The organism is Rhodococcus sp. C-2 (genome assembly GCF_027854095.1).
Classification (GTDB): Bacteria; Actinomycetota; Actinomycetes; order Mycobacteriales; family Mycobacteriaceae; genus Rhodococcus_F; species Rhodococcus_F qingshengii.
This window is the reverse complement of sequence record NZ_JAQGFI010000015.1, coordinates 162108-187641: the sequence shown is the minus strand read 5'-3', so window position 1 is coordinate 187641 and position 25534 is coordinate 162108. Positions and strand designations below refer to the sequence as shown.

Below are 25534 nucleotides of genomic sequence, written 5' to 3'. Positions count from 1 at the left end.
CCGGATCGGAAATCGGTGTTCTATCCACCGATGTCGATCGATCCGTTCCAGCAGCCGATCGGCGGGAACAGCCCACCCACAGCGGCGTGAACCGACATAACTGAAAATGCCAGCGTATGCACCGGGGAAGAATCATGCCCCGTTACATGCGCTGGCCTTTTCGGCTGCGCTCGATGTCCGTCTTGCGACAGCATCTGTCTCCACTTCGACACGCCGGACCCATAGGGTCGAGGCATGTCTTTCTGCGAACCCGCCCGCGTTGTCACCGTCACGTCCCTGACCCCGCACATGCGGCGAATCAGCATCGAGGCAGAAGGCGACTGGCACTGGCCGACCGGCGGGCAGGGCGACGAGCGCATCGACCTCGCGTTCCCGAAACCCGGTGAAACAGAAGCAGAATACGACTACTTCAACAATCCCGACTACGGCAAGGCCGATCTCGGAACCGAGCCACCGTGGCGGCACTACACCGTGCGCAAGGTGCACGACGGCGGCCGACGTCTGGACATCGACTTCGTCGTGCACCCTGGCGGTATTGCAGCGGATTGGGCCCTGCGGGCCGAACCAGGTCACCTACTAGGCGTCTTCTGGTCGGACAGTTCGCGGTCCCACTACCAAGCACCGGCGGGTCCTCGCTGGCAGCTGCTGGTCGCAGACGCCACGGGTCTCCCCGGACTGGGCAGGATTGTCGAAGAACTTCGTGAAGGCGATGTCGCACAGGCGATCATCGAGGTCGAAACCGAAGAGGATCGACAGGAATTTGTCACTCGCGGCGACGTCACGTACACGTGGCTCGTGGGGAGTGGCCTCGGAAAGGCGCCGAGCGCACTGTTCGAGGCTGTGGAGAAGGTCGAGTTTCCCGAATCCGAATCGGCCGACATCTACGCGTGGGTGGCGTGCGAAAGCGCAACCAGCCGTCGTATTCGTAAGCATCTGAGGGAAGTTCGAGGAATAGCTCGCGACAAACACAATGTTGTCGGGTACTGGCGAGAGGGCGCCGACGGCCACGTTTCCGGCATGAACAGCGAGGAAGTCACCGTCGGCGCCTGAGCGCCGTGATCACTCTGCCGGCAGCGTGTCGGTAGATTCTGTGTGAGCCTGCTGCGCGTCAGCCGGCTTTTCCGCCAGCATCTCGAACAGTGCTCGGCGTGCCTCGGCGAGAATTGCCTCGGCCTTGGCTACCTGCTCAGCGGTCCCACCTGCGGCTACCGCGACAGCGGCACCTCGGAGTAGGCCCACCGCGGGACGGAGCGCTGCGCCGGCTTCACCGAAACCCGGCCGACCGTGTCCGCGCTGGTCAAGTCGACCGCGCCGGCCTTCGGGGCGTCCTTCTGCTCGGTCTTCGAAGCGACCCTCGGGTCGCTCGCCCTCGAATCCTCGACGGAAACCGTGTCCACGATGCGGGCCTCGGCGGCCATGCTCGCGACGTTCTTGCATTTCTGGGTTGTTGTGTGGGGCGTACATGTTGTCCTCCTGGACTGGCTGTGTTTGTTTGACGTATCGACGATATATCGACAATAGATCGAACGCAAGGGTTCGTAGAACAATTCCCGCACCCTCGTCCGGATACGCTGAAGCCGTGAACACGGATCTACAAGCCCAGGCCGCGGACGTCCTACGCCGCCTCGCACTCGACGAATCCCTGAAAGAACGCACCATGGCGGACGCTGCGACGGCAGCACTCGCACGGAAAGTCGCCGCTCGCTACATCGGCGGCGAAACCATCGACGACGCTTTCGACCGACTCCCCTCGATCTTCGCGCGAGGACACAAGGCGAGCATCGAATACACCGGGGAAAGCGTCCGGGATCCCGAACTCGCGAACGCCGAAACCGATGTGTTCGTGGAATTGGCGGAACGGATCGGAACGTCGGGCGTCGACAGCACCGTGTCGTTCGACCTCTCGCACATCGGCTTGGTCATCGATCCGGAGCAGTGCTTTCGTAATGTCGTGCGCCTGGCCGAGACCACGGAACGCGCAGGTGCCGAGCTGATCATCTCTGCCGAAGCGTCCGACCGCACCGACCTGGTCCTCGACATGCACGCGCGACTGGCCGAGCGGTTCACTCACGTGGGGATCACCGTTCAGGCCCGACTGCACCGCACGGCAAAGGATCTCGCCGCTCTGCTGAACCGACCCGGTCGCATCCGTCTCGTGAAGGGCGCCTTCCTCGAAGCCGAGTCCGTCGCCTACCCACGCGGTAGTGCCGAACTGCGCAGCGCGTATCTCGACTACGCAGCCCGGATCGTCGACTCGGGTCACCAGGTCTCCATCGCGACACATGACCGCGACATCCTCGAAGCACTACGCGCCGAGCATGATTCGAAGCTCAGAGGCGAGCACGTCGAGTTCGAGATGCTGCTCGGCCTCGGTACCGAGCAACTGGACGCACTCCGAGGAGCGGGCTTCACCACACGCGAATACGTCATCTTCGGAACACAGTGGTGGCTGTACGTACTCAATCGCATCGCCGAAGAGCCGGAGCGTGTCTACACCGCGCTGATCGACGCGGCTTCTACAGAACCTCGGATGGTCGTCGGATCGATGGAACCTCGATGAGCTCGACAATCGCGCCGACCGAATCCTGAGTGTCGTAGTACGCAAAACCTCCGTCCCCGTTCGCCCCATAGCCGTACCCCGACTGAATCAAATCGAGGTCGTGTTCCGCCATTTCGATCATCGCGTCCTTGATCGACGGGACGACAAAACCCAGATGGTGCAATCCGAAACCGTGACTCGAATGCCATTCGTGGTACGAGCTGGGGCCTTCGAGGAGTTCGATCAGCTCGATTTGGGGACCGACACCGACAAAAGCCAAGCGCATGCCGAACCGTCCTTCCTCACCTCGGTAGCTCAACTCCGGAACGTTGTCGGGCCCATACGTGTAGATCGACCAATCGTCTCGGCCGAGAATGCCGCTCCACAGTGCAACGGCCGATTCCAGATCAGGCACAATCATGGCGATCTGTGCCACCGGGTTTCCCCGCAGGGGCTCAGGGAGCGAGTCTGCCTTGACGCCTATCACTTGCCACTCCTCGTTCGGTTCGGTTATCGGACCAATTCAACATCAGTCCGTTCACAGATTGATCATGTGTCCGGCAAGCCCGTGGAAAGCCTCCTGCAGCGCCTCACTCAGTGTTGGGTGAGCGTGAACGTTGCGTACGAGGTCTTCAACTGTCAGTTCGAATTTCTGAGCGAGCGTCAACTCTGGCAACAACTCGGTCACTTCCGGTCCGATCAGATGTCCACCGAGCAACTCACCGTACGTATCGTCGCTGATCAGCTTCACGAACCCGACAGCGTCCCCTAGACCATGCGCCTTGCCGTTGGCACTGAACGGAAAGGTAGCCACCTTGACATCCCAGCCCATGGTGCCGGCCTTGTCCCTCGCTTGCTGCTCCGTCCATCCGAAGCTGGCAACTTGGGGTTGGCAGAAAGTTGCGCGGGGAATCATCGGGTAGTCGACAGGGACGGTGTCTACGCAGGCAATCGTCTCAGCCGCGACCACGCCCTGGGCCTCTGCGACGTGAGCGAGCATCAACTGTGCGGTGACGTCGCCGATTGCGAAGATTCCGGGCACTGAAGTACGCATGTACTCGTCGACCATCACGGCTCCTCGCTCGGTCAGTTCGACGCCTGTCGTCTCGAGGCCGTAGCCGTCGGTCCGCGGAACAAATCCGATCGCTTGGATCACCTTGTCCGTGAGCAGCGTTCGCGCCTCGCCACCCTGCCTCACTACTACCTTGACCTGTCCACCCGAATCGACGATCTCCTCCACCGAAGTGGAAACCAGAATCGTGATCCCGGATTTCTTGTATCGCTTCGACAGTTCGGCAGATACATCCGCATCTTCCAGCGGAAGGATCCGCTCTGCGTACTCGACCAGCGTGACGTCAACTCCGAAACTGTTCAGGACATAGGCGAATTCCACACCGATCGCTCCTGCACCGGCGATGACCACGCTCTTCGGCAGCTCGCGAGTGAGAATCTGCTCCTCATACGTGACTACATTGTCGCTGCGAGTCGTGCCTGGAAGTAGCCGTGGCTCTGCTCCACTGGCGATAATCACGTTGTCGAAAGTTATCGTCGCGGAATCGCCACCCGATACCTCGAGGGTATTCGGTCCACGGAATACGCCGCGACCGTTGTACTGCCGAATACCGTTCTTCTTCATCAGGTAATTGACGCCCTTGGTTCGGCCGTCCGCAACAGATCGACTGCGGTCGAACGCAACCCCGAAGTCAACCGAAGTGACACCTTCGATTCCGAACATCGAGGCTCCGTCGGTCACCAGGTGCGCAATCTCCGCGTGCCGTAGCAGTGCCTTCGACGGAATGCATCCGACGTTCAGACATACGCCACCCCAGTACTTTTCCTCGACCACAGCAGTGGAGAGCCCCAGGTGCGCGGCCCTGATGGCCGCAACGTAGCCACCGGGCCCAGCTCCGAGTACGACCACGTCGTAGTGTGAATTCATACCTGTGCCTCCCACTTTCTCGCGATGTCTGCTCAGCCGAAGATCTGGATCGGGTTCTCGAGAACTGTGGTGAAATGCTTCATCCACTTCGCGGCGATCGCCCCGTCGATCGGACGATGATCAACCGAGAGAATCACTCGCAGGACCGTCCCGACCTCCAGCCGTCCCGCCACGACAACGGGCTGCTCGGTCGCTGCTCCAATTGCAAGAATCGACGATTGAGGAGGGTTGATTATGGCCGAAAATTCCTCGACCCCGAACATCCCGAGGTTCGAGATCGTCGTCGACCCACCTTCGAGTTCGTCCTGCCGAATCTTCCCTGCACCTGCTCTCGCTACTAAATCTTTTGTAGCGCTGGCAATTTCGGAAATGGACATGGCGTCGACCCCGCGCAGAACGGGAGTAAGCAACCCGCGATCGGAATCTATCGCGATCGAAATATCCACCTCGGCAAAGGTTCTCACTGCGTCTTCGACCCAGATCGAGTTCATCTCCGGCACCAGCGTATGCGCCTTCGCCATCGCTTTGATCAACAGATCGTTGACCGACACCTTGGAAGCGCTGACTTCGTTGAGCTGCCTGCGCGCCTCCAGCAACGCATCGACCCGCGCAGAACCAGAGATGTAGAAATGGGGCTGTGTCTGCTTACTCGATGTCAGCCGAGCAGCAATTGCACGACGAAGTCTGGTGTGCGGTGTGTCCGTGAAGGCAGAGCCATGGCCTTTGACACCAGCGCCCTTCACACCAGCATCTTTCACTGCGACGGCCTGTGCCGAAGCGGTCTTTGCTGCTATTGCGGCATCGACATCGTTACGTACGACGCGTCCGTTCGGGCCCGATCCCACGATGTCACCGAGGTTCAGCCCTGCCGATTCCGCTAGGCGTCGCGCCAAGGGACTCGCGAAAATTCGCGGCGCCCCCTCATCGGCCACTTTCTCGCCCAGCACGGTCGGAGACGACGAACCGTCGGGTTCGTCTACAGCAGTGGATGTTTCAGGCTTGGCAGAGCGCCCATGGGCATCACGGACCCCGAACTCGGCCAGCAATGCCGCAATATCCTTCACGACTTCGCCCCGATCAGCGAGGACGGCGATCGGTGCACCGACCTCGACGGATGTCCCTGGTTCGACGAATGTGTGTACAAGTACACCCGCGGACTCGGCCTCGATCTCAACCGTCGCTTTGTCCGTTTCGAGAACGGCCAACGGTTCGTCGACATCGAATTCCGAATCGACAGCAAGCGGCCACTCGGAGAGGATTACGGTGGTAGCTCCGGCTGCCACCTCTGGCATGCGCAGTAATGTCGCCATGGCGGTTGATTGCTCCTAGAGAATTTCTGCCGATGAGGGTGAGTGGGTTCGGTTCGGTCGCTTCACGATCGAGTGATCCTCTTCAACGCTTCGACCACTTCATCCGTCTGTGCAATTGCCGCACGTTCGAGCACTTTGCTGATGCTCGGCGATGCCTCAGACCCCGTCACTCGCTGGATGGGCTGATCAAGCCAATCGAAGAATCGGCGCTGGATTTCATCACTGAGCCAGCCGCCGTACGACGTTCCGTATGCTCCTTGCTCAGCGATGACCACGTTGTTGGTCTTTCTGATGCTTTCGCCAATGGTGTCCCAGTCGATACTCGCTTGGTCGAGCCAACGGAGATCGATGACCTCGGCATCGACTGTCCCGATTTCATCCACTGCCTCGAGGCAATGCCCCACCATCGACAGGTAGGAAATGATCGTGAGATCGCTTCCGCGCCGACGCACTGCGGCCTTCCCGACCGGCAGGAAGTAGTCGTAGTCATCGGTCGGCGCCTGGCCGCTCGTGCCATATAGGTCTACGTGCTCGATGACCACCACCGGGTCGTTGCATTGCAAAGCGCTGTTCATCAAGCCGATGTAGTCGTACGGCGTGGACGGTGCGACGATGCGCCATCCCGGGGCAGTTGCAAACACGCCGGCAGGGTCCATGGAATGTTGCGAGCCGTAGCCGGTCCCCATAGCGACCTTGCTGCGCAATACGAAGGGCACGTTGCTGTCCCCTCCGAACATATGTCGCGCCTTGCCGATCTGATTGAAGATCTGGTCGGCTGCCACCCACATGAAATCGGCGTACATGAATTCGACGACTGGTTTGTACCGTCCGTCCAATGCGATTCCGCCACCGAGGCCTGCGAACGCATTCTCACTGATCGGAGTGCCGAGCACTCTGCCCGGGTATCGATCAGCCAATCCTTTTGTAGCGCCGTTCGTTCCGCCCTTCAAGCGATGGATGTCCTCACCCATCACGACGATGGAGCTGTCGGCGTCCATGCGACGGTCCATCACCTCCGCCACGACGTCGATGAACTTCCGATCGGCCATCTCGCCGCCGAACTCCTCTGGCTCGACGAATCGGACACCCTCGAACTCACTGAGATCACCACGTATCCCGACATCGACGAAGTTCACGTCCGGCCATTCCGATGTCTTGATTCTGACCTCGCCAGGCTTGCCCCCTGGCACTGTTTCCAGCAGCTCGCCACCGATCTCCTGCATTACTCGGGAGGCTTGCGCGACCGCCTCGGCTACGTCGGCTTCCGTCAGCAGCTTCCGACGGACCACTTGATCGGTGAGAAGGCGAAGCGGATCGCGCTTTTTCCAGGCCTTTTCTTCGTCCTTCGTGCGATAGCCGAAAGCGCTGCCCGGGAATGGGCCGTTCTGGTGAAAGAAGCGATAGACATCCGCTTCGATGATCGTGGGGCCCTTACCCGAACGCATGTGGGTGAGGGCCTCCTGCATCGCGAGGTGGACCGCAAGCGGGTCCATACCGTCAACCTTCCAACTAGGAATGTTGAACCCGAGCCCGCGTGCCGACAATCGCGGTTCACCGGTCGCTTCCGCGACATGCGTGGAGACCGCATACTGGTTGTTCTCGATGAAGAAGCAGATCGGAAGATCCCATGCTGCTGCCAGATTGAACGATTCGAGTACCGAACCGATGTTGACCGCGCCATCGCCGAAGTAGGTAACTGCGACCGCATCGGTTCCAGCCTGACGGTGCGCCCAGGCGAAACCTGCAGCTTGCGGTACCCCGCCTCCGACGATCGCATTCGTACCCATCGCGCCGGCTTCTTTCCACTGCAGGTGCATGGACCCGCCACGACCACGGCAGTAGCCGCGCGACAGACCACAGATCTCTGCGAGGCTGCGGGTCAGTACGGTTCGGACCTCTGGCGAAAGTTCAGCGGTCGGATCCAAACCGTCGACAGCCACGTGGGCCAGCGCCTTGGCAAGGAACTGATGATGTCCGCGGTGGGAACCGTTGATGGAGTCGGCGGATGTGAGGCCGACGATCGACCCCACAGCCCCACCCTCTTGTCCGATGCTGGAGTGGGCTGGACCGTGAATCAGTCCCTTCCCCGCCAACTCCAGGACGTATTCCTCGAAGGATCGGATCAAGATTGTCTGAGCCAGCATCGTGGCGAGAAGCGACGGGGCGGCGGCATCCCAGTCCTTGTTCGATGTTGCCAGTTCCACCCATGGTGATGCTGCGGTGAGTTTCTTGTGCGTGGTCATAGTCAGTCTCCGGATCAGGCCTTTGGACGGCCAAGCTTTGGCAGCACGTCTGGACAGCGCGGAGGGACTCGCGCAGGGCGGTCCACTTTCCGTGTTGGGCCTCACATTGCCATCGAATGGATCCATTCGCAAACCTGCCCAAGTCTCGATCGACCACAAATGTGGCTTGTCCCACTTGACGAACAGGGCCAACACCCCGCAACATACGTGCTGAGACTTTTATCCGGCATGAAAAATAGAGTGATTGGATCCAAAACGGTGAAGCATTCAGGCCAGATCGCAACCGCGGTCAACCATGCGAACAGGCACAATTGGATCCAATTCGCGACACGGATCATCCCGAGCACCGTCACGCATGTCCGCAGTGAACAATGAACTCCGGCACCCGCTCGATCCGTGGCCGAGCTGAACTGCGCCCGTCCCCCACCTCGAGGAGCACCGTTGTCCGAAGCCGATTCTGCGAACGGCCCCACCACGGTCGCGAGCCACCGCATCGCTGCCCACATCCGCGAAGACATACTTTCCGGACGCCTACTCCCTGGAGTTCGAATCCGCCAGGAAGAGATAGCCGAACGACTCGGCGCGAGTCGACTACCGGTGCGAGAAGCGCTGCGCATGCTCGAATCCGAAGGCCTGGTCGAATTGAAGGCGAACAGTGGCGCGTGGGTGTCCTCGATGGATATGCAGGAATGCGATTTCGTATATCGCATTCGCGAACGTATCGAGCCCATGGCGCTGGCGGAGAGCATCCCGCATCTGAACAGCAGTGTGCATGATCGACTCTGGAGTATCCAGGACGAGATCGAAGCCAACGAGGACGTAGACCGATTCCTGGTACTGGACCGGGAGTTGCATCTACTCACTTACAGCGGTTGCGAAATTCCTCAGTTGATAACTATGGTGACGCGGTTTTGGAATACGACTCAGCATTACCGTCGGGCATATGCCCGTCTGACGGGTCCCGATCGAACCTGGGTCATCAACTACGAACATCGCTTACTGATCGAAGCCATCGTGCGCAAAGACGAGATCGATGCCGAACGGTGCCTGACCGGCCACATACGAAGAACCAGAACCGAATTAACAAAGCACCCCGAACTTTTCGACAGCACCAATCCTGATTCTTCGCGGGGAGGTTCGTCGAAGGTGCGCTGATCAAAGGAAAGCGACTTGTACGACTTCACCGATCGCACCATTGCAATATCCGGAGCCGCAGGCGGAATCGCCAGGCAGGTATCGGAGCAGATGTACGCAGCAGGGGCGAATCTGGTACTCGGCGACCTGGATACACAAGCACTCTCCGCGATCAGAGCTTCCCTGGATCCAGACGGAAATCGTATAGCAACAACCGAACTCGATGCTGCTTCACCTGAAAGCAATGATCACTTCATTGCGGTTGCGCAAAGGCACTTCGGGGGGATCGACCACCTGATCGTCGCTGCGGGGATCTATCCCGAACAGTCGGTGGAGTTGATGACCGACCAGCAATGGCGGACGGTCATGTCCATCAACCTCGACGGGGCAATGTATTTGACACGCGCCGCCATTCCGGTGATGCGTGACGGCGGCTCGATCGTCAATCTGACGTCCATGGCAGGCCATCGCGGCAGTCGAAATCACGCTCACTACGCGGCGTCAAAAGGCGGACTACTCGCGTTCACTCGCAGTCTCGCTTGGGAACTGGGCGGATCGATCCGAGTCAATGCAGTATCGCCCGGCATCATCGAAACACCGATGACTGCAAATTTGGTCAACAGCCAAAACGACCACCTCATCCGTTCGACGCCGATGGGTCGATTCGGCCGCGCCGCCGAGGTTGCTTCCGTGGTCGGATTCTTGTGCAGTCCAGCCGCGAGTTTCGTGCACGGCGAAGTGATTCATGTGAACGGCGGACTCCATATGGGCTGAACGCCCATATCCAGCGAACTTGTTGAACGACAAACATACTGACATCTCGAGAAGGCTCACATGAACAGCTCTGCACCTCCTGAACAAACCCCCGAACTAGATCGCGCCCGTTCGCTCCGGGCAGCCGTGTCCGGAAACATCCTCGAATGGTTCGATTGGACTCTGTACGCAATCTTCTCGACATACCTGGCGTCGAACTTCTTCGATGACAGCGATCCCACTTCTGCCCTGCTGTCGACACTGGCGGTGTTCGCAGTCGGATTCGTGGCGCGGCCGTTCGGTGGCCTTGTCTTCGGGCGCCTGGCGGACCGCAAGGGTCGAAAATTCACGATGGTGCTCACGATGTGCCTGATGGCCGTGGCAAGCCTGGCAATTGCATTGATCCCGAGCTACGAGAGCATTGGGGTGTGGGCGTCGTTCGCGCTCTTGATTGCACGACTGACGCAGGGCCTCGCCCATGGAGGGGAGGCCGGCGTGTCCTACACCTACGTCGGTGAGATCTCGCCTCGAGATCGCCGAGGGCTCTGGGGCAGTTCGGTATTCACAGCTGTCACCTTCGGAGTAATGCTGGCGACTCTCGTCGCAGCGTTGCTGACGGGGATCCTCGGAAAAGACGACATGAGCAGATACGGATGGCGAATTGCTTTCGCCATCGGGGCCGTACTCGGCTTGTACGCATTGTTCTTGCGTCGTGCGGCATCGGAATCGCCTCACTTCGAGGAGAATTCGGATTCTGCAGCTTCGGCACCTCCGATCGCACGAAAGGACATTGTCAAGATCGGCGTGCTGATCCTCATGTTGTCTGCTGGGCAGAACGCGGCCTACTACACTTGGGCCACCTTCGCGTCAGCGTACGCAATTTCAGCCAAGGGAATGGATCCCAACGGAGCCTTCATTGCAAGCTTGCTTGCCCAACTCGTTGTGCTGGCACTGCTTCCACTCTCGGGCCATCTCTCGGACAAGTACGGTCGGCGTACCATGGCGGCAGCCTTCGGCATTTCCGGCGCCGTGCTCGTACTACCGATCGCGGCTATCCTGACCGCCCAGCCGTGGACCTTGTTCGTGACGCAGGCGATGGGATTGGCGGTGTGGTGCTGCGCGTCCGCGATGTATCCGGCGCTCATGTCCGAACTCGTCCCGACCCGTGCACGTGCGATGGGAGTCGGCTTCGCCACCTCGCTGTCCGTTGCGATCTTCGGCGGTACGGCGCCATACCTGAACACCTGGTTGACCTCGCGAGATCTCGGATGGGTGTTCTCGGTATACGTAGGAGCGCTGTGCCTGCTCTCCCTCGTTGCCGCACTGATCATGAAGGAGACCAAGGGAATCGACCTCAGTACGGTCGGCATGCCTTTCCGCAATGCCGGCAAGAGCGAGAATCGGGTGTCGACTTCCGACATCGGCGAGCTGTCGAACCGATAGAGACAAAGAAGTGGGGCTGCACTCGAATCGAGTGCAGCCCCACTTGTGTAAGTTTCTAGCTCTCCAGAAACGCCTTGATGCGCGCCAGAGTAGTTTCCATTCCGGTCTGCATCAGCTGATCTCGACCCCGACCGAGTAGGCCGCTACCCGACATCATGCGCACGTAAAGCGCAGGCGTCGCATAGATCTCACGAGTCTCGGTAAGCACGGTGCCCGTTCCCGAAGGCTCGAGCACATAGGTCCACCGCGCTTTCGGCTCGTCCGATTCGAAGGAGAACCTCCGGCAGTCGACCACGTCGACCACCGTGCAGTGCGTGCTCCACCGAATCAGACCATGCTTGTTGGTGCCCTTGAACTTTGCACCCACAGTGCCCGGAGTTCCGGAAGTCCATGTTCCACCGGTATTTTCAGGACTGAAGCGACCCATACCTTCGATGTCGCTGACAACCTTCCACACCGATACCGGCGTTGCCTCGATGTACGCGCTGGCGGTTTCCACCCGTTACCGGCCCGGAACCCAGGACATGATCTTGATGGCGTGAGGCATGAGCTTTGCCCACACCTTGGCCGGAAGTCCGCGCGGTCCACCGAGATTCATGACGCGAGTGGTGGCAACGGTCTGCGGTTCGGTGTACTTGATCAGCCCCTCGGCGCCGTGACGACGACCGACGCCCGAGACACCCATACCGCCCATCGGTGCTGCGGTGCTGCCCCAGGTCGGTGCGTAACCCTCGTCGACGTTGACGGTGCCGGCGTGGATGCGCGCTGCGATGGCTTCACCGGCAGCCTTGCTTCCCGCCCACACACTGGCGTTGAGGCCGTACTCGGTGTCGTTGGCCGCAGCGATGGCCTCTTCGACGTCCTTGACGGGGTAGATCGAGACGAGCGGCCCGAAGGTCTCGTCGCGGTAGCACTCGGCGTCTTCGGGAACCCCGGTGAGCAGGGTGGGCTCGTAGAACAGCGGTCCGATGTCCGGCCGAGCCTTGCCACCGGCAATGACGGTGGCGCCCTTGACCACTGCGTCGTCGACATGAGCGGAGATTGCCTTGACCTGCGCCTCGGAGACGAGGCTGCCCATCTCGATTCCGAATTCGTATCCGGCGGCGAGGTTCATCTTCTTGACGCGGTCACCGAACATGCGGATGAACTCGGGTGCGATGGACTCTTCGACGTAGATGCGCTCGATGGAGATGCACAGCTGACCGGAGTTGGAGAAGCACGCACGCACAGCGGCGTCGGTGACCTCGCGCAGGTCTGCGCCGGCCGCGACGATCATCGGGTTCTTGCCACCGAGTTCGGCGGAGAAGCCGATCAGTCGACGGCCGGCCTGCTCGGCGAGGAGCTGACCGGTCGCGGTGGAACCGGTGAACATGAGGTAGTCGGTGTTCTCAACCAGGGCGGTGCCGACGACGGAGCCCGGCCCGGGAACCACGGCGAAGAGGTCGCGAGGCAGACCCGCCTTGTAGAGCAGTTCGACGCAGGCGAGCGCGCAGTACGGCGTCTGGCTGTCCGGCTTGAGGACAACGGCGTTACCGGCGAGCAGCGCGGCGATGGCGTCGGACACGGCCAGCGTCATCGGGTAGTTCCACGGCGAGATGACGCCGACGACACCCTTGGGCTGGTAGCGGACGACGGTCTTCGTCAGGCCCGGGAGCATGCCGGAGACGCGACGCGGACGCAGCAGCTTCGGAGCCACACGTGCGTAGTGCCGCGACGTCATCGAGATGTCGAGGACTTCTTCCTGAGCTGCGGTACGCGACTTTCCGGTCTCGGCCTGAGCCATGTCCATGAGGGCGTCGCGGTTCTCGAGGATGAGATCGCGGTAGCGGTGGAAGACGGCGGCGCGATCGAGGACGGAGCGCTTGGCCCATTCCTTCTGGGCGACGCGGGCACGGGCGATGGCCGCAAGTGCGTCGTCGGCGGTGCCGACGGGGATGGTCGCCAGCTCCTTGCCGGTGAACACCTCGGTGATGGACTTCGTCGGGCGATCGGCAACATTGTCGATGGCGATCAGATCGGCGAGCCGCGAGAAGGTCGCAGCGGACGGAGCAGGCATTTCAGTACCCCTACTGGTGAGTAGTTCTTGGAGTTACACACAACTTACCCCGTCGGTGGTACCGATCACAGTGCCGAATCAGACAGAGTCAATCAATACTGCCTCTTTCGGACGTTTTGCGATCAACAACGACATGACTGCAGCGATCGCGCAGAGCGCGCCGGCCACCAAGAAGGCAGCGTCGTACGAGCCGATCTGATCACGAACGAGACCGGCCAAGAAGGCCACCAGACCCGCACCGATCTGGTGCGATGCCAGCACCCAACCGAACACGATGGGGGCGTCGGCGCCGAAGTGTTGACGGCACAGCGCGACGGTCGGCGGAACCGTCGCCACCCAGTCGAGCCCGTAGAAGATGACAAACGCGATCATCGGTGGATTCACGGTGTTCGCGAGCAGCAGCGGCAGGAAGAGCAGCGAGATTCCGCGGAACAGGTAGTAGATGCCGAGAAGTTTTCGCGAGTCCATCCGGTCGGTGAACCAACCCGAAGCAATGGTGCCGACCATGTCGAGGATTCCGATCAACGCCAAGAGGGACGCGGCCGTCGTGATCGGCATTCCGTGGTCGTGCGACGCCGGGACGAAGTGCGTGCCGATCAGGCCGTTGGTGCTCGCGCCGCAGATCGCGAAGGTACCGGCGAGAAGCCAGAACACCTTGGTCTTCGACGCCATCACCAGCACCGAGATCGCCCGGCCTCCGGCACCGCCGCGCTGGTAGACAGGCTTGGCTGGTGGGGCGTAATCGGCGGGCGCTCCGTAAGGCGTCGTACCCACGTCTGACGGATAGTTACGCAGGAACAGCAGAACGAACGGCACAACGGCCAGTGCGGCAAACGAAACTGTGAAGGCGACGCTCTTCCAGTCGTACGTTTCGGCGATCTTCGCCAGGACCGGAAGGAACACCAGCTGACCGGCAGCACCACCGGCCGTCAGGATGCCGGTCACGAGACCACGCTTCTCGACGAACCAGCGATCGACGACGGTGGCGACAAACGCCAGCGCCATCGAACCGGTACCGAGACCGACGAAGACACCCCACAGCAGAATGAGCTGCCAACTCGAGGTCATGAAGATGGTGAGACCACTGCCGAGCGAGATGAGCGCCAACGCCGAGGTGACGACCGCCCGGATACCGAACCTCTCCATCAAGGCAGCAGCGAACGGCGAGGTCAACCCGTACAGAATCAGGTTGACCGAGACGGCCGCCGAGATGCTGGCGCGCGACCACCCGAAATCTTCGTGCAGCGGATCGATCAGCACCGATGGGGCAGCGCGGAAGCTCGCCGCACCGACCAACGCCAGGAATGCCACGATCGCGACGGACCAGGCGCGGTGAAAGCGCGGCGGGCTCACCTGCTGTTGGCCTGATTCGGGGAGAGCGGTCTCAGAAGTCACAGAGAGAATTCTGCAGTTCGGATTCGATCGAGAACAGTGGCCAGATTGCCAATATATGAAAGAATCAAGCCATGTCTGGTCCGCATCGCGTCGTCGTACTGGCTCTGAATGGAGTCATCCCCTTCGAACTCGGCATCCCGGCGCGCATCTTCGGACGTGCCCTCGACGTCGAGGATCGGCCGCTGTACGAGATCCTGACGTGCACCGTCGACGGCAATCCCGTGCAGACCGACGCAGACTTCAGCATCTCGGTCGACCACGGGAGCGAGTTGCTCGCCACCGCCGACACCGTCGTCATCCCCGCGTCGTACGAGTTGGGTCCGGCCTACGAAGACGGCTACCTCTCCCCCGAGTTGGCCGCAGCTTTCCAACACATCCAGCCGGGCACTCGGCTGGTCTCGATCTGCACCGGTTCGTACATCCTCGCCGCGGCGGGTTTGCTCGACGGACTCCGCGCCACGACGCACTGGCGCAACACCGACCATTTCCAGCGTGTCTATCCCAAGGTGAACGTGGATCCGGACGTGCTGTTCGTCGACGAAGGCCACATCCTGACCTCGGCCGGGGTGGCGTCGGGAGTCGACCTCTGCCTGCATATCGTCAGGCGTGACCACGGCATGGAAGTGGCGAACACCGTCGCGAGGCGTTGCGTCGTACCGCCGTGGCGCGACGGTGGCCAAGCTCAGTACATCCGACGCCCCCTGGCCGACAAGCCTTCGGAATCGACTGCCGACGCTCGGCACTGGGCCCTCGAACATCTCGACGACCCGATCACCCTGGCGGACCTGGCGACGCGCGCCAACATGAGCGTCCGCACGTTCAGCCGTCGATTCCGCGACGAAGTCGGAACCACACCGAACCGCTGGTTGACCAGCAGACGCGTCGATCGGGCGCGGGAACTACTGGAGGAATCCGATCTGTCGATCGATGCGATTGCTGCTCGAACCGGCTTCGGGACTGCGACATCCATGCGTCAACACATGAACGAGGCCCTCGGCGTTTCACCGAGCGCCTACCGACGCACGTTCAAGGCACCGGTGTAAGCGGCAGTACCAGGCACTATCCTGGATGCCATGGCCGAACAGACTCGCCCGAACTTTCCTCAGTACTGCGGATACCTCCTGGGGAAGACGCTCCCCGACCGGTATCAGGACTGGGTACGGAACGATCTCGTCGGCCCGGGCGCCCAGGCCCGCTACATCATCCGCTTCACCGTGCCGGCGACGCTGATCCTTCTGCTGTTCCTCTTGATCCCGGGACCGATCTGGATTCCCTTGGCCATGATGGCCTTGTTGCTCATCCCGCTCGCGTACTTCGTCGTGGCGCTCGGGACCATCTACCGCCGTCACCGCCTGCTGAGCCACGGACTCGATCCCGAACTGCTCGACGAGAAGGCCCAGCGCCGTGCCGATCGCACTCGCGAGGACTACGAGAAGCGGCACGGTCGCTGAGCACCCCTCAGCGGAACATCGTCACTGCGGCCTTGGCGAGGACCTTCGGATCCTTCTCGTAGTGATGCATCTTGGTGAGCTTGTCTTCTGGAATCCCCAGGAACTTGTAGACGGCTACCTGAGCGCAGCGCACCGAGTACTGCTCGGTGAACACCATGTCGAACGGCAGCTCCGCGAACTGACTGATGAACGCCAGGTTCTTGGAGTGCTTCGGCACCACCAGCGGCCGGTCGCCGACGGCGCGCCGATTGAACAGCGCACTGGCGTAAGGCATATGGCTGGGAATCGAATTCACGACGCTGTCCATAATCTCTTGTCGACGCGCGGCGAGCGCACCGCTCTCGTCGAGCGCCTCGAGGTGACCGAGCGTCTCTTCCAGCATTTCCCGCCCGGTCATCTCGATGAACGGCTTCTTCACGTAGTCGCCGTCCTTGCGCGGGAACAGACAGTAACCCCAGAAGACTCCTTCGTTCTCCTTCTGCGCGTGGTAGTGCGGCTGATGGTGGACCACGATCGAGAGAAGCACGTTCGAGTCCACGAATGTGTTGAGCGCATTTCCGGGGAGCTGCTTGGTGATTCGGGAAATCTCGTTGATGAGCTCGTGTGACGAAGTGGTGACGGTGAAGCTGGTCCACTCACTCTGCGCCCGGTCCCCGAAGAACTTGTCGGGATTCCCGAGATCGTAGAAATGCTCGGTGGCCTGCTTCCACAGCAGCGCACTCGGTGCGTATCTCATGTCTTCGACGATCGGGGTGTCGAGATCGCCGATCGAAGAACTGTCGGTGATGCTGCCGTTGGTGTCGAAGACGAAATCGCCCTCCGCCACGTCGATTCGGCCCTTCTCACCGGTGCGGACGTTTTCGTAATCGAGTCCCGTCACGGTGATCTCGTCTCGTAGCGGGGTGTCCTTGAACACGAACTCCGTGATCTTCAGTTCGTTGACGAACTTCACGCCCTTGCCTTCGAGGAAGGCCCGCATCGGCAAGATGATGCTCTCGTACTGGTTGTACGGGGATCTGGTGACACCGGCAAGAGTTTGAATGCGACTGAACTCGAGAATCATTCGGTTCATGTACCGGCGCAGCTCCATCGCCGAACTCACCCGCTTGAAAGCAAATGTGGTCTCCCACATGTACCAGAAGTTGGTGGTGAAGAAGTGCGGAGTGTCCTCGAACCACTGCTCGATACTGATGTCGTCGAGTTTTGCCTCGTCCGACTCCGGCATCGTCATCAGCTTCGTCAACAAGTACCGATCCTTGTTGTCGAATTGCATGTGCTTGTAGTCGTTTTCACCCTTGTTGCGAATGCCGTCGCGATCGATCAATCGTGCGACGTCGTGCGTTGGATGCGCGTGGTCGAAATCGAGAATGTCATCCGTCACCGATTTTCCCGGGTTGTCCAGCGACGGAACCACACTCAGCACGTCCCAGAGGTTCTCACAAGTCTCCTCGTTGAGCATGCGACCGCCACGATTGATGAAGCCCGTGTCGTTGCCCAGCTCGCGATGACCGTACTGGTGCTGGAAGGTAGCGGCAGATTCGCCGTCGTTCGCTCCATGCATGTCCAGCCCCATGATGGTGATGTCCTCACCGCTCCACTCACCGTCTCGAATCAAATAGACGGCAGCCGAGAGGTTTCCGATGCCGGCACCGATCATGTAGGCCTTGTGAGACAGCTTGGAAGACATTGGGTTTCGTTCCTTACTCGAGTCGCGGTACGGATACCTTCCAAGCATGGACCCCTTTGCCCGCTGGCGCATCACCCGAACCGGATGACGTCCGTCACGGTCGCTGAAGGCGCACCAGATCCAGTGCAAAACGCGCGTAGTCGCGTGCAATTTCCTCGGGCGTTTGCGGCCCACTCGGCCGATACCATTGCGCGACAGAGACACACATCACGACTATTGCACGCGCGGCCTGTCGCGGCCGATCCGTCCCGAACACACCGGCAGCGATTCCGTCGTCGACCTGCTTCGTCATCAACCATTGCTGGTAGTTGCGTGATTCCGTGATGCGCAACCTGTTCTCGGCTGTGAGACTGCGCATTTCGCTGGCACCGAGAAATCCTTGATCACGCCGATAGATATGGAACAAGGTCACACATTCGACGAGGAAAGCCAGCCTTTCGGAGGGACTTTCGCCCTCGTCGATTGCCGCCAACGATCTCGTGTTGAGTTCATCCATGGTGAGGTCGAGAATTTCGGCCAACATCTGCTGCTTGCTGGAATAGTGGTGGTACAGACCTGGAACACTCATCTGCGCACGTTTGGCGATCTCACGCATCGCAGCGCCGTGATATCCGGTCTTCACCATCTCCGCGAGCGCGGCCGCCAACACCGGATCGAACGGACTCGGGCCGAACCTTCGCCACTCGTTCGGCCGAGAATGTGCGTCCTGGTCGGCGTCGTCGCCTCCCCATCGCGGCTGTTCCGGCGGACGCACTATCGCAGCCGGGAGCAGAGCGTCGAAACGCACTCCGAGAATCCCGCCGATTGCCGCCAACCGGTCGACGCTGACTCTGGTCTTTCCGGTCTCGACAGCGCTGAGGGTAGCCGGGCTGACATCGAGACGCCTGGCCAATTCACGCAGCGAGAGCCCACTGTGACGCCGCGCTTGCCGGATCGACGCTCCGATCAGGACGGCATTCTCGAATTCGGTCACAGTGTTCAGTATTCCCGAACATTGGATTTCCAACAATGCGATGACCACGGCAATCGGTGAACCTGTTGACTACTGATTATCGGCCTGAACATGATGTGGATCACAAAGACCCAGGTCCGCCCGAGCGATCGTTCGGTGTCGGTAGCGAGAGGATCGAATCACCATGACCGAGGCGCCATATCTTGGAGAACTCCTGCGCGACGCGCCCAGCAACTGGGGCAAGTGGGGAGAGTCCGACGAGGTCGGTTCACTGAACTACCTCGACGCCGGACAGGTGCTTCGTGGCGTCGGAACCATCAAGCAGGGTTCCGTGTTCACGCTTCAACGGCTCATCGGCGACCCCAAGGGTGATCCGGTGTGGCCGGGACGCAGCCCTGCCGAGCGCACACAGATCTTCGACGAGAGCAGCTGGGACGGCGACGACGCACCCAACTTCCCCGGCGGTCTGCATTACGCGGACGACAAGATCGACGCTTTCCTCCAGGGTTCGACGCAGTACGACGCACTCGGCCACGTCTGGTACGACGGCGCGCTGTGGAACGGATACTCCGCTGACACGACTGTCGGCGGCCTCGAGAAGGCCAGCGTCGAACCGATTGCCGACCGTGGCGTCGTCGGACGCGCAGTACTTCTCGACATGGCGAAGTTCCGCGGCAAGGAGAACCTCGACAAGGCCGAAACCTTCACGCACCATGATCTTTTGGCCTGTGCCGAAGCGCAGGGCGTCACCATCGAGAAGCGTGACATTCTCGTCATCCGCACCAACTTCCTCAAGCTGTTCTTCGACCAGGGCGAAGCCTTCTACGAGGGCTTCTGCGAGCCCGGCTTGATCTACAGCCCCGAACTCGTCCAGTGGTTCCAGGACATGGAGATTCCGAACCTCGTCACCGACACCATTGCTAACGAGGTCACCACCGACCCCGAAAACGGTGTGGCACTGGTTCTCCACAACGCATTGATGCGCAACCTCGGTGTGGTGTTCACCGAGATCTGCGATCTGGAGAAGCTGGCCGCGGACTGCGCGTCCGACGGCCAGTACACGTTCCTGTACGTCGCCGCACCACTCAAGGTTGCCAAGGCCAGCGGCTCTCCCGTGAATCCGGTTGCCATCAAATGACATACGAAGATCGCCCTTGGTTGGCGTTGTACCGCAACGACGTTCCCCCCGACATCGACGTCGAACACCCCACGATGCTCGAAATGTTGGCAGCGGCGGTCCGCTCTGATCCGGACGCCACGGCTGTGAAGTACTTCGACGATCAACTCAGTTTCGCTGAACTGGATCAGCAGAGTGACGCCCTGGCCCGAGCACTCCGAGCCTGTGGACTGGTGAAGGGTGACCGCGTCGCTCTGTTCCTCCAGAACGTTCCGCAGTTCGTGCTTGCGCTCGCCGGAATCTGGAAAGCCGGCGGCGTCGCAGTCTCGATCAATCCCATGAGCCGTGAACGAGAACTGGGATACCAACTCGAAGATTCCGGAGCAGCGGTTCTGATCGCTCTCGAGGGGCTCTACGAGTCCGTCGGCCGCAATGTCGTCTCCGACTCGCCGGTCAGGCGAGTTATCACCACCTCGGAACTCGAGTATCAAAGTCGCAACGATCCGAGGATTTTCGACGGAATCGTCAAGAAGGATCTCGGTACCGACGATCTTGCGACGCTGATCGACGAACATCGTCTCGGCGATCCGATCACCACTGACGCTGCACCGGAAGACATTGCGGTACTGACGTATACGTCGGGAACCACGGGTCCGCCGAAGGGAGCGATGACCTCTCACGCGAATATGACCTTCAACGCCCAGGTCTACCGGGACTGGCTGGGGCTCACCCCGAAAGACACGGTTCTCGGAGTTGCACCGCTCTTCCACATCACGGGGTTGATCGGTCACATCGCGGTGTCCGTCCTGGCGAGAATGCCGCTGGTGCTGGCCTATCGCTTCCACCCCGAGGTGATGCTCGACGCGATTCGTGAGCACCAACCGACATTCACAGTCGGCGCCATCACTGCGTTCACCGCACTGCTCAACACTCCGGGATGCGCGCCCGAAGACTTCACCTCCATGCGGTTGCTCTACTCCGGCGGCGCACCCATCTCGCCGACTGCCGCCGAGGCCGTCCGCGCCATGACCGGTGCTGCGCTGCACAACATCTACGGGCTGACCGAGACCACGTCGCCGACCCATGCCGTTCCCGTTGGTGCGGATACGCCGGTCGACCCCACATCCGGAGCGCTGTCTGTCGGCGTTCCCGTACCCAACACCGTGGTCCGCATCGAAGACGAGGGCGGTGCGGTCCTGCCGATCGGAGAGATCGGCGAACTGGTCGTCCGAGGTCCACAGGTGGTGCGCGGTTACTGGAACAAGCCGGAGGAGAGTGCGTCGGCCATTCGCGACGGGTGGTTCCACACCGGCGACGTGGGGTTCATGGACGAAGCCGGCTGGTTCTACGTCGTCGACCGTAAGAAGGACATGATCATCGCGTCCGGCTACAAGGTGTGGCCACGCGAGGTCGAGGACGTTCTTGCCGAGCACCCCGCAGTCCGTGAGGCGGCAGTCGTCGGGATCGCCGACGAATACCGCGGTGAGACGGTGAAGGCGTTTGTCAGCCTCGTCGCGGGGGCGTCCGTCACCCCGGAAGATCTGATCGATCACTGCAAGCAGCGGATGGCGGCGTACAAGTACCCACGCTCCGTGGTGCTGGTGGAGGAACTGCCCAAGACCGTCACCGGCAAGATACTGCGACGGGAACTGCGCACGATCTCTTGATCGCGGGGCAGCGGGCGGACTTCGCGGTCCGCCTGCTGTCTGATCGCGCACAGTTTCCGGTCGACCGCGCCATTGGGGTAATGGAACAGTAATATGTGCTGAGTACCCACGGACAAACGGGAGACATCAGTGAGCAAGTTCGGACGTAAGAAGCAGCCCACGCCCAAGAGCTACCAGTGGCTGGCCATGACCCTCATCGCTTTGTCGCTCTCCGTGTCGATCGGGATTGCCGCCAAACCCTCCTGAGCTTCGCGAATCCGAAACTTGTAACCCCGCGTCCATCTGCACATGGGCAAGTAGGTGCAATTCGGACGCTTAGCTGTTCTAACTTTCCTTCCGTCGTGTCACCTCGGCACCGACGGAGAGGATCAACTCACCATGCGAAGCTCACGCTTCGGCGTGCTGGCCGCTGCCGGCGCTGTCGGACTAGTGCTTGTCACCAGCAGCGTCCAGTCCATCGCCACGGCGTCACCGTTCGGTTCGCTCGACGCCGGTTCGAGCTCCGGTTCGACAGAGATACCAACCGTCAGCGACGGCGGCTTCACGTCCAAGACGCCCTACACTCCCGGCCAGCGCATCGCCGACTATCAGGCGCCGCCGACGGGATACTCCCCCGTGTACACGGAAAGTGTTGCGCGCCATGGTTCCAGAGCACTGTCGAGCCTGAAGTACGACGACCTGAGCCTGCAGCTGTGGGAAATCGCCGAAGCCGAGAACGCATTGACTCCCGTCGGCAAGGAATTCGGCCCGGCCCTCCGTGATCTCATGGCCGCCAACAAGAAGCTGGGGTACGGCAACCTCAGCGGACGCGGGATCACCGAACACAGACAGCTCGGCGCGCGGGTCACTGAACGCCTCCCCCAACTGTTCGACGCCATCGCAGCGCAACAGGGCACCATCACCTTGACCTCGTCGGGTGTGGACCGTGCCGTGGACAGCGCCGAGAACTTCGCGCAAGGGCTGACCGGTGCGTTTCCAGCCGTCGCCGGCGATGTTGCACCGGTGACCACGGATGCCGACCTTCTCTACTTCCACGACTCGGATGCAAACGCCGACTACAAGGACTACGAAGAGTCCGATCCTCGACTGAAAGCCGTCGACGACCAGATCGCCGATCTTCCCCGCACCCGCGAGGTCTCGCGGCACATGATGCTCAGGCTCTACTCGGAGGACTTCGTGAACCGGCTGAGTGCGGGCGAGTTCTCACTCGTCGACCGTGGCAAGGGTTCCAGCACGATCGACAACGAAGTCGACGCCGCGTACATGCTGTACAACACGTACATCATCACTCCGGGCATGGCCGAAGAAGGCAAGTGGAATTTCGAGCGGTTCATCGAACCTGCTGACGCGCAGTGGCTCGCATACACGAACGATGCCGAGGACTTCTACGCCAAGGGCCCGGGCTTCACCGGTGAAGACGTCACCTACCGGATGGCAACTGTCCTGCGCGACGAGTTCCTGCGCGGCCTGCAGAAACATACCGGCGACGACGCCGTCCCGGGAGCGGATTTCCGGTTTGCACACGCAGAAACGATCATCCCCTTCGCAGCACTCTTGAAACTGCCGGGAAGCACCGCCTCGCAGGCGGAGGGCGACCTCTACACCTATGCGAACAACCCCTGGCGCGGATCACAGGTCAGCCCGATGGCTGCGAACGTGCAGTGGGACGTCTACGCCGGACCGGAGGGTAAGCGTCTGGTCCGAATGCTTTACAACGAGCGCGAGACAGCATTTGCTGCCCCGTGCGCTCCGGTGAGCGCCGGGAGTTTCTTCTACACGCCGGACGAACTGGCCCGCTGCCTGCCGGAGATTTCACCGGCAGCCTGAGATCCGGCAACTCGGGATCCAGCCAGCGGTCGACGAGGGCGCGCCCATACCTGGTGCAATGCCAGCATGCGCGCCTTCTCGTCGTCTTCCATCAACAAGGCGTCGCAGATCCTCACGATGACCGGAGCCGAAACACCAACGGACGTACCCTGTTCCAGCCGCTGATAGTGATTGAAACTGATGTCGGCAATCTGCGCGACATCGCGCCGACTGAGGCCGTGCATTCGGCGAGCACCCTCGCAGCGCATGCCGACCATTTCGGGCGCAAGACTGTTTCGTTTTTCGACGAGCATCTGGCTCATCAACTGACGCGCGCTCGACCCGTTCACGTCGCCACCTTTTCCATCCCTGAAATATGCTTTCACCTAACATGTTTCAGAATATGGGATGGGACGGACCCGGCGGTATCTCCGAGATGACAGATAATCACGCGATACCGCCAACCCTGTGCCCGTCCAGGCTGTGACGATCAGGCTCAAGATCAGGCTATGAACCTGCCGATCGTCGGATTCGACTGGCAGATGGGACTACTGCCCCAGTTGATCGAACCGAACGCCGTCGCAACGACATTGCCGACGCCGGTGTTCACCGTCGCGGACAGGTACGGATAGGTACCGACCAGGTCGACGATTCCGGACTTGCCCGTGTCGGTGTTGACCCACGCAACAGTCACCTGACCCGCCGCCGGGATGGGTGCAGCGGCCGGGAACGAATCGAAGCGAATGTCACCCTTGGCGATGGGCGGATTGGATTCTGGCCCGGACTGGCCGGTGAGCCCGGTCAACGAGGCCAGCGACCCCTGATTCGGACACCCGATAGTGACGGCGGCGCCGCCGAAAGGGTGGGGCGGATCAGCCGAGGCGACTCCGGCGAACATGACGCTCGCGGCAATCGGTAGTCCGATGGCCGCAAAAACCCCGGCCGTGCGTGTGACGCTCATAGCTGCTCCTCGGGTCGACAACACTTTCCGGATACCCCTGGTACAACGCCCGAAACGAAGGAAAGACGACTATTCACACCCCCTAGACAACGCGTGTTGTCAGAACTACAGTCGGTGGTGCAGCTCACACCTATCTCTGCCGCGCGCAGACCAGTCCCAGGGAGTGTTCAGATGAAGCGCTACGACCTCCGCAGTCGCACGGATCAACTCGATCCCGAAACCGATTACGAAGAGATGTCGCGCATTCTCGCGGCGCAAGAGTTTCCCTGGGACATCAATCAGGCGCTCAGCTTCGCACTGTTTCGTACATACGCTGTCCCCTCGATCGGCAAGCTCCTCTTCTCCACGGGCGAGTTCACCGACAAGGTTCAGAAGCGCTACGACGACACCAGCCTGATCCTCGACGCCATCCTCGAGCACGGCCTCAGCAGCACCGAAGGCCGCAAGAGCGTGCGTCGAATGAATCAGATGCACGGCTCGTACGACATCTCCAACGACGACATGCTCTATGTCCTGGCCACCTTCGTCGTCACGCCGGTCAGATGGCTCGACGAGTACGGCTGGCGGAAGATGACCGACAACGAGATCGTCGGGTCGACGAATTATTACCGCCACCTGGGTCGGTACATGAACATCAAAGACACGCCGGACACCTACGAGGGCTTCGTCAAACTTCTCGACGACTATGAGCGCGAACACTTTTCATTCGATCCCGGCGCCCGAGCCGTCGCTGATTCCACCCTCGACCTGATGTGCACCTTCCCGCCCAACAACCTGGCACCGAAGGCTCTGGTCAAGGGATTCGCCTTCGCGCTCATGGACGATCACCTACTCGACGCCTTCCACTTCAAGCACCCGAGCACTGCGATGCGCGTCGTCTCACGCGGTGCGCTGAAGGTCCGCGCGCGCCTGCTGCGGTTCTTCCCCGTGCGTACGAAGCGGAAATTCGCCCGCGAGCTGCCCAACATCCGCAGCTACCCGAACGGTTACAAGGTCGAAGACCTCGGCACCTTCCCCACGGGATGCCCGGTCAAGCACCTGCAGGCAGACCAGCAGGCCCAAGCGTAAGCAGGTTCCCATC

At 60.9% G+C, this 25534-nt stretch carries 23 protein-coding genes; 11 read left to right on the top strand and 12 right to left on the bottom strand.

Features of this window, described 5'->3' with window-relative positions:
• Positions 1–234 precede the first annotated feature (234 nt).
• Positions 235–1050 (top strand): siderophore-interacting protein, encoded by an 816-nt coding sequence (locus PCS43_RS28175; protein ID WP_007735878.1) that lies wholly within the window; start codon positions 235–237, stop codon positions 1048–1050.
• Positions 1051–1059: 9 nt separating this feature from the next.
• On the opposite strand, the gene PCS43_RS28170 is transcribed toward PCS43_RS28175, so the two are convergent.
• Complete coding sequence (locus PCS43_RS28170) at positions 1060–1464, bottom strand: hypothetical protein (protein WP_238565274.1); 405 nt, start codon at positions 1462–1464, stop codon at positions 1060–1062.
• 115 nt (positions 1465–1579) lie between these two features.
• On the opposite strand from PCS43_RS28170, the gene PCS43_RS28165 reads away from it, so the two are divergent.
• Complete coding sequence (locus PCS43_RS28165) at positions 1580–2560, top strand: proline dehydrogenase family protein (RefSeq protein WP_209910746.1); 981 nt, start codon at positions 1580–1582, stop codon at positions 2558–2560.
• Here PCS43_RS28165 and PCS43_RS28160 read toward each other — a convergent pair.
• The 4 genes from PCS43_RS28160 to PCS43_RS28145 form a co-directional block, all read right to left on the bottom strand.
• Positions 2517–3026, bottom strand: a complete 510-nt coding sequence (locus tag PCS43_RS28160; protein ID WP_065351736.1) for a VOC family protein — start codon at positions 3024–3026, stop codon at positions 2517–2519. The two genes, PCS43_RS28165 and PCS43_RS28160, sit on opposite strands and share 44 nt — an antisense overlap.
• Positions 3027–3077: 51 nt before the next feature.
• Positions 3078–4478, bottom strand: a complete 1401-nt coding sequence (gene lpdA, locus PCS43_RS28155; RefSeq protein ID WP_054188705.1) for a dihydrolipoyl dehydrogenase — start codon at positions 4476–4478, stop codon at positions 3078–3080.
• A gap of 32 nt (positions 4479–4510) precedes the next feature.
• Entirely contained in the window at positions 4511–5788 is a 1278-nt protein-coding gene (locus PCS43_RS28150; RefSeq protein ID WP_007735873.1) for a dihydrolipoamide acetyltransferase family protein, read from the bottom strand.
• A gap of 62 nt (positions 5789–5850) precedes the next feature.
• Positions 5851–8031, bottom strand: a complete 2181-nt coding sequence (locus tag PCS43_RS28145; RefSeq protein ID WP_003943588.1) for an alpha-ketoacid dehydrogenase subunit alpha/beta — start codon at positions 8029–8031, stop codon at positions 5851–5853.
• Between the two features lie 441 nt (positions 8032–8472).
• Here PCS43_RS28145 and PCS43_RS28140 point away from each other — a divergent pair, with 441 nt between their 5' ends.
• Genes PCS43_RS28140 through PCS43_RS28130 form a run of 3 tightly spaced genes read left to right on the top strand, consistent with a single transcriptional unit; the run spans position 8473 to position 11361 of the window.
• Positions 8473–9186: a GntR family transcriptional regulator gene (locus tag PCS43_RS28140; RefSeq protein WP_003943535.1), complete on the top strand. Its 714-nt coding sequence runs from the start codon at positions 8473–8475 to the stop codon at positions 9184–9186.
• A gap of 15 nt (positions 9187–9201) precedes the next feature.
• Complete coding sequence (locus tag PCS43_RS28135; RefSeq protein ID WP_003943612.1) at positions 9202–9939, top strand: SDR family NAD(P)-dependent oxidoreductase; 738 nt, start codon at positions 9202–9204, stop codon at positions 9937–9939.
• A gap of 60 nt (positions 9940–9999) precedes the next feature.
• The gene (locus PCS43_RS28130; protein WP_007735867.1) at positions 10000–11361 is read left to right on the top strand and encodes an MFS transporter; all 1362 of its coding nucleotides are present in this window, start codon (positions 10000–10002) and stop codon (positions 11359–11361) included.
• A 55-nt stretch (positions 11362–11416) separates the two neighbouring features.
• On the opposite strand, the gene PCS43_RS28125 is transcribed toward PCS43_RS28130, so the two are convergent.
• The 3 genes from PCS43_RS28125 to PCS43_RS28115 form a co-directional block, all read right to left on the bottom strand.
• Positions 11417–11860 (bottom strand): SRPBCC family protein, encoded by a 444-nt coding sequence (locus PCS43_RS28125; RefSeq protein ID WP_030536658.1) that lies wholly within the window; start codon positions 11858–11860, stop codon positions 11417–11419.
• A 3-nt stretch (positions 11861–11863) separates the two neighbouring features.
• Positions 11864–13417 carry a succinic semialdehyde dehydrogenase gene (locus PCS43_RS28120; RefSeq protein ID WP_003943578.1) on the bottom strand — a complete coding sequence of 518 codons (1554 nt, stop codon included), beginning with the start codon at positions 13415–13417 and terminating at the stop codon, positions 11864–11866.
• Between the two features lie 78 nt (positions 13418–13495).
• Positions 13496–14812: an MFS transporter gene (locus PCS43_RS28115; protein WP_209910743.1), complete on the bottom strand. Its 1317-nt coding sequence runs from the start codon at positions 14810–14812 to the stop codon at positions 13496–13498.
• A gap of 71 nt (positions 14813–14883) precedes the next feature.
• Here PCS43_RS28115 and PCS43_RS28110 point away from each other — a divergent pair, with 71 nt between their 5' ends.
• Positions 14884–15855: a GlxA family transcriptional regulator gene (locus PCS43_RS28110; protein ID WP_054827480.1), complete on the top strand. Its 972-nt coding sequence runs from the start codon at positions 14884–14886 to the stop codon at positions 15853–15855.
• Between the two features lie 30 nt (positions 15856–15885).
• Positions 15886–16263, top strand: a complete 378-nt coding sequence (locus PCS43_RS28105) for a DUF5313 family protein (RefSeq protein ID WP_003943558.1) — start codon at positions 15886–15888, stop codon at positions 16261–16263.
• Between the two features lie 7 nt (positions 16264–16270).
• Here the strand turns inward: PCS43_RS28105 and PCS43_RS28100 are convergent, their stop codons facing one another.
• Positions 16271–17998 (bottom strand): oleate hydratase, encoded by a 1728-nt coding sequence (locus tag PCS43_RS28100; RefSeq protein WP_270923143.1) that lies wholly within the window; start codon positions 17996–17998, stop codon positions 16271–16273.
• Between the two features lie 46 nt (positions 17999–18044).
• Positions 18045–18923 (bottom strand): TetR family transcriptional regulator, encoded by an 879-nt coding sequence (locus PCS43_RS28095; protein ID WP_230359344.1) that lies wholly within the window; start codon positions 18921–18923, stop codon positions 18045–18047.
• Between the two features lie 163 nt (positions 18924–19086).
• On the opposite strand from PCS43_RS28095, the gene PCS43_RS28090 reads away from it, so the two are divergent.
• From PCS43_RS28090 to PCS43_RS28080, 3 genes are all read left to right on the top strand, one after another.
• Positions 19087–20040 (top strand): cyclase family protein, encoded by a 954-nt coding sequence (locus tag PCS43_RS28090; RefSeq protein WP_003943547.1) that lies wholly within the window; start codon positions 19087–19089, stop codon positions 20038–20040.
• Positions 20037–21686: a class I adenylate-forming enzyme family protein gene (locus PCS43_RS28085; RefSeq protein ID WP_209910737.1), complete on the top strand. Its 1650-nt coding sequence runs from the start codon at positions 20037–20039 to the stop codon at positions 21684–21686. The genes PCS43_RS28090 and PCS43_RS28085 overlap by 4 nt, the downstream gene beginning before the upstream one ends.
• Positions 21687–22064: 378 nt before the next feature.
• On the top strand, positions 22065–23513 hold the full coding sequence (locus PCS43_RS28080; protein ID WP_209910734.1) for a histidine-type phosphatase: 1449 nt from the start codon (positions 22065–22067) through the stop codon (positions 23511–23513).
• On the opposite strand, the gene PCS43_RS28075 is transcribed toward PCS43_RS28080, so the two are convergent.
• Both PCS43_RS28075 and PCS43_RS28070 read right to left on the bottom strand, forming a co-directional pair.
• The gene (locus tag PCS43_RS28075) at positions 23459–23842 is read right to left on the bottom strand and encodes a helix-turn-helix domain-containing protein (RefSeq protein ID WP_143542652.1); all 384 of its coding nucleotides are present in this window, start codon (positions 23840–23842) and stop codon (positions 23459–23461) included. The genes PCS43_RS28080 and PCS43_RS28075 overlap by 55 nt on opposite strands.
• A gap of 152 nt (positions 23843–23994) precedes the next feature.
• A complete protein-coding gene (locus PCS43_RS28070) occupies positions 23995–24453 on the bottom strand; it encodes a hypothetical protein (RefSeq protein ID WP_003943607.1) in 459 nt (152 codons plus the stop codon).
• Between the two features lie 171 nt (positions 24454–24624).
• Here PCS43_RS28070 and PCS43_RS28065 point away from each other — a divergent pair, with 171 nt between their 5' ends.
• Entirely contained in the window at positions 24625–25521 is an 897-nt protein-coding gene (locus PCS43_RS28065) for an oxygenase MpaB family protein (RefSeq protein ID WP_209910730.1), read from the top strand.
• Positions 25522–25534: the final 13 nt, after the last annotated feature.

Bases quoted from the DNA above. Each gene is read 5' to 3' on its own strand.
- PCS43_RS28175 (WP_007735878.1), top strand. From the start codon at position 235: ATGTCTTTCTGCGAACCCGCCCGCGTTGTCACCGTCACGTCCCTGACC.
- PCS43_RS28170 (WP_238565274.1), bottom strand. From the start codon at position 1,464: ATGTACGCCCCACACAACAACCCAGAAATGCAAGAACGTCGCGAGCAT.
- lpdA (WP_054188705.1), bottom strand. From the start codon at position 4,478: ATGAATTCACACTACGACGTGGTCGTACTCGGAGCTGGGCCCGGTGGC.
- PCS43_RS28150 (WP_007735873.1), bottom strand. From the start codon at position 5,788: ATGGCGACATTACTGCGCATGCCAGAGGTGGCAGCCGGAGCTACCACC.
- PCS43_RS28145 (WP_003943588.1), bottom strand. From the start codon at position 8,031: ATGACCACGCACAAGAAACTCACCGCAGCATCACCATGGGTGGAACTG.
- PCS43_RS28130 (WP_007735867.1), top strand. From the start codon at position 10,000: ATGAACAGCTCTGCACCTCCTGAACAAACCCCCGAACTAGATCGCGCC.
- PCS43_RS28120 (WP_003943578.1), bottom strand. From the start codon at position 13,417: ATGCCTGCTCCGTCCGCTGCGACCTTCTCGCGGCTCGCCGATCTGATC.
- PCS43_RS28110 (WP_054827480.1), top strand. From the start codon at position 14,884: ATGTCTGGTCCGCATCGCGTCGTCGTACTGGCTCTGAATGGAGTCATC.
- PCS43_RS28105 (WP_003943558.1), top strand. From the start codon at position 15,886: ATGGCCGAACAGACTCGCCCGAACTTTCCTCAGTACTGCGGATACCTC.
- PCS43_RS28100 (WP_270923143.1), bottom strand. From the start codon at position 17,998: ATGCTTGGAAGGTATCCGTACCGCGACTCGAGTAAGGAACGAAACCCA.
- PCS43_RS28090 (WP_003943547.1), top strand. From the start codon at position 19,087: ATGACCGAGGCGCCATATCTTGGAGAACTCCTGCGCGACGCGCCCAGC.
- PCS43_RS28085 (WP_209910737.1), top strand. From the start codon at position 20,037: ATGACATACGAAGATCGCCCTTGGTTGGCGTTGTACCGCAACGACGTT.
- PCS43_RS28080 (WP_209910734.1), top strand. From the start codon at position 22,065: ATGCGAAGCTCACGCTTCGGCGTGCTGGCCGCTGCCGGCGCTGTCGGA.
- PCS43_RS28070 (WP_003943607.1), bottom strand. From the start codon at position 24,453: ATGAGCGTCACACGCACGGCCGGGGTTTTTGCGGCCATCGGACTACCG.
- PCS43_RS28065 (WP_209910730.1), top strand. From the start codon at position 24,625: ATGAAGCGCTACGACCTCCGCAGTCGCACGGATCAACTCGATCCCGAA.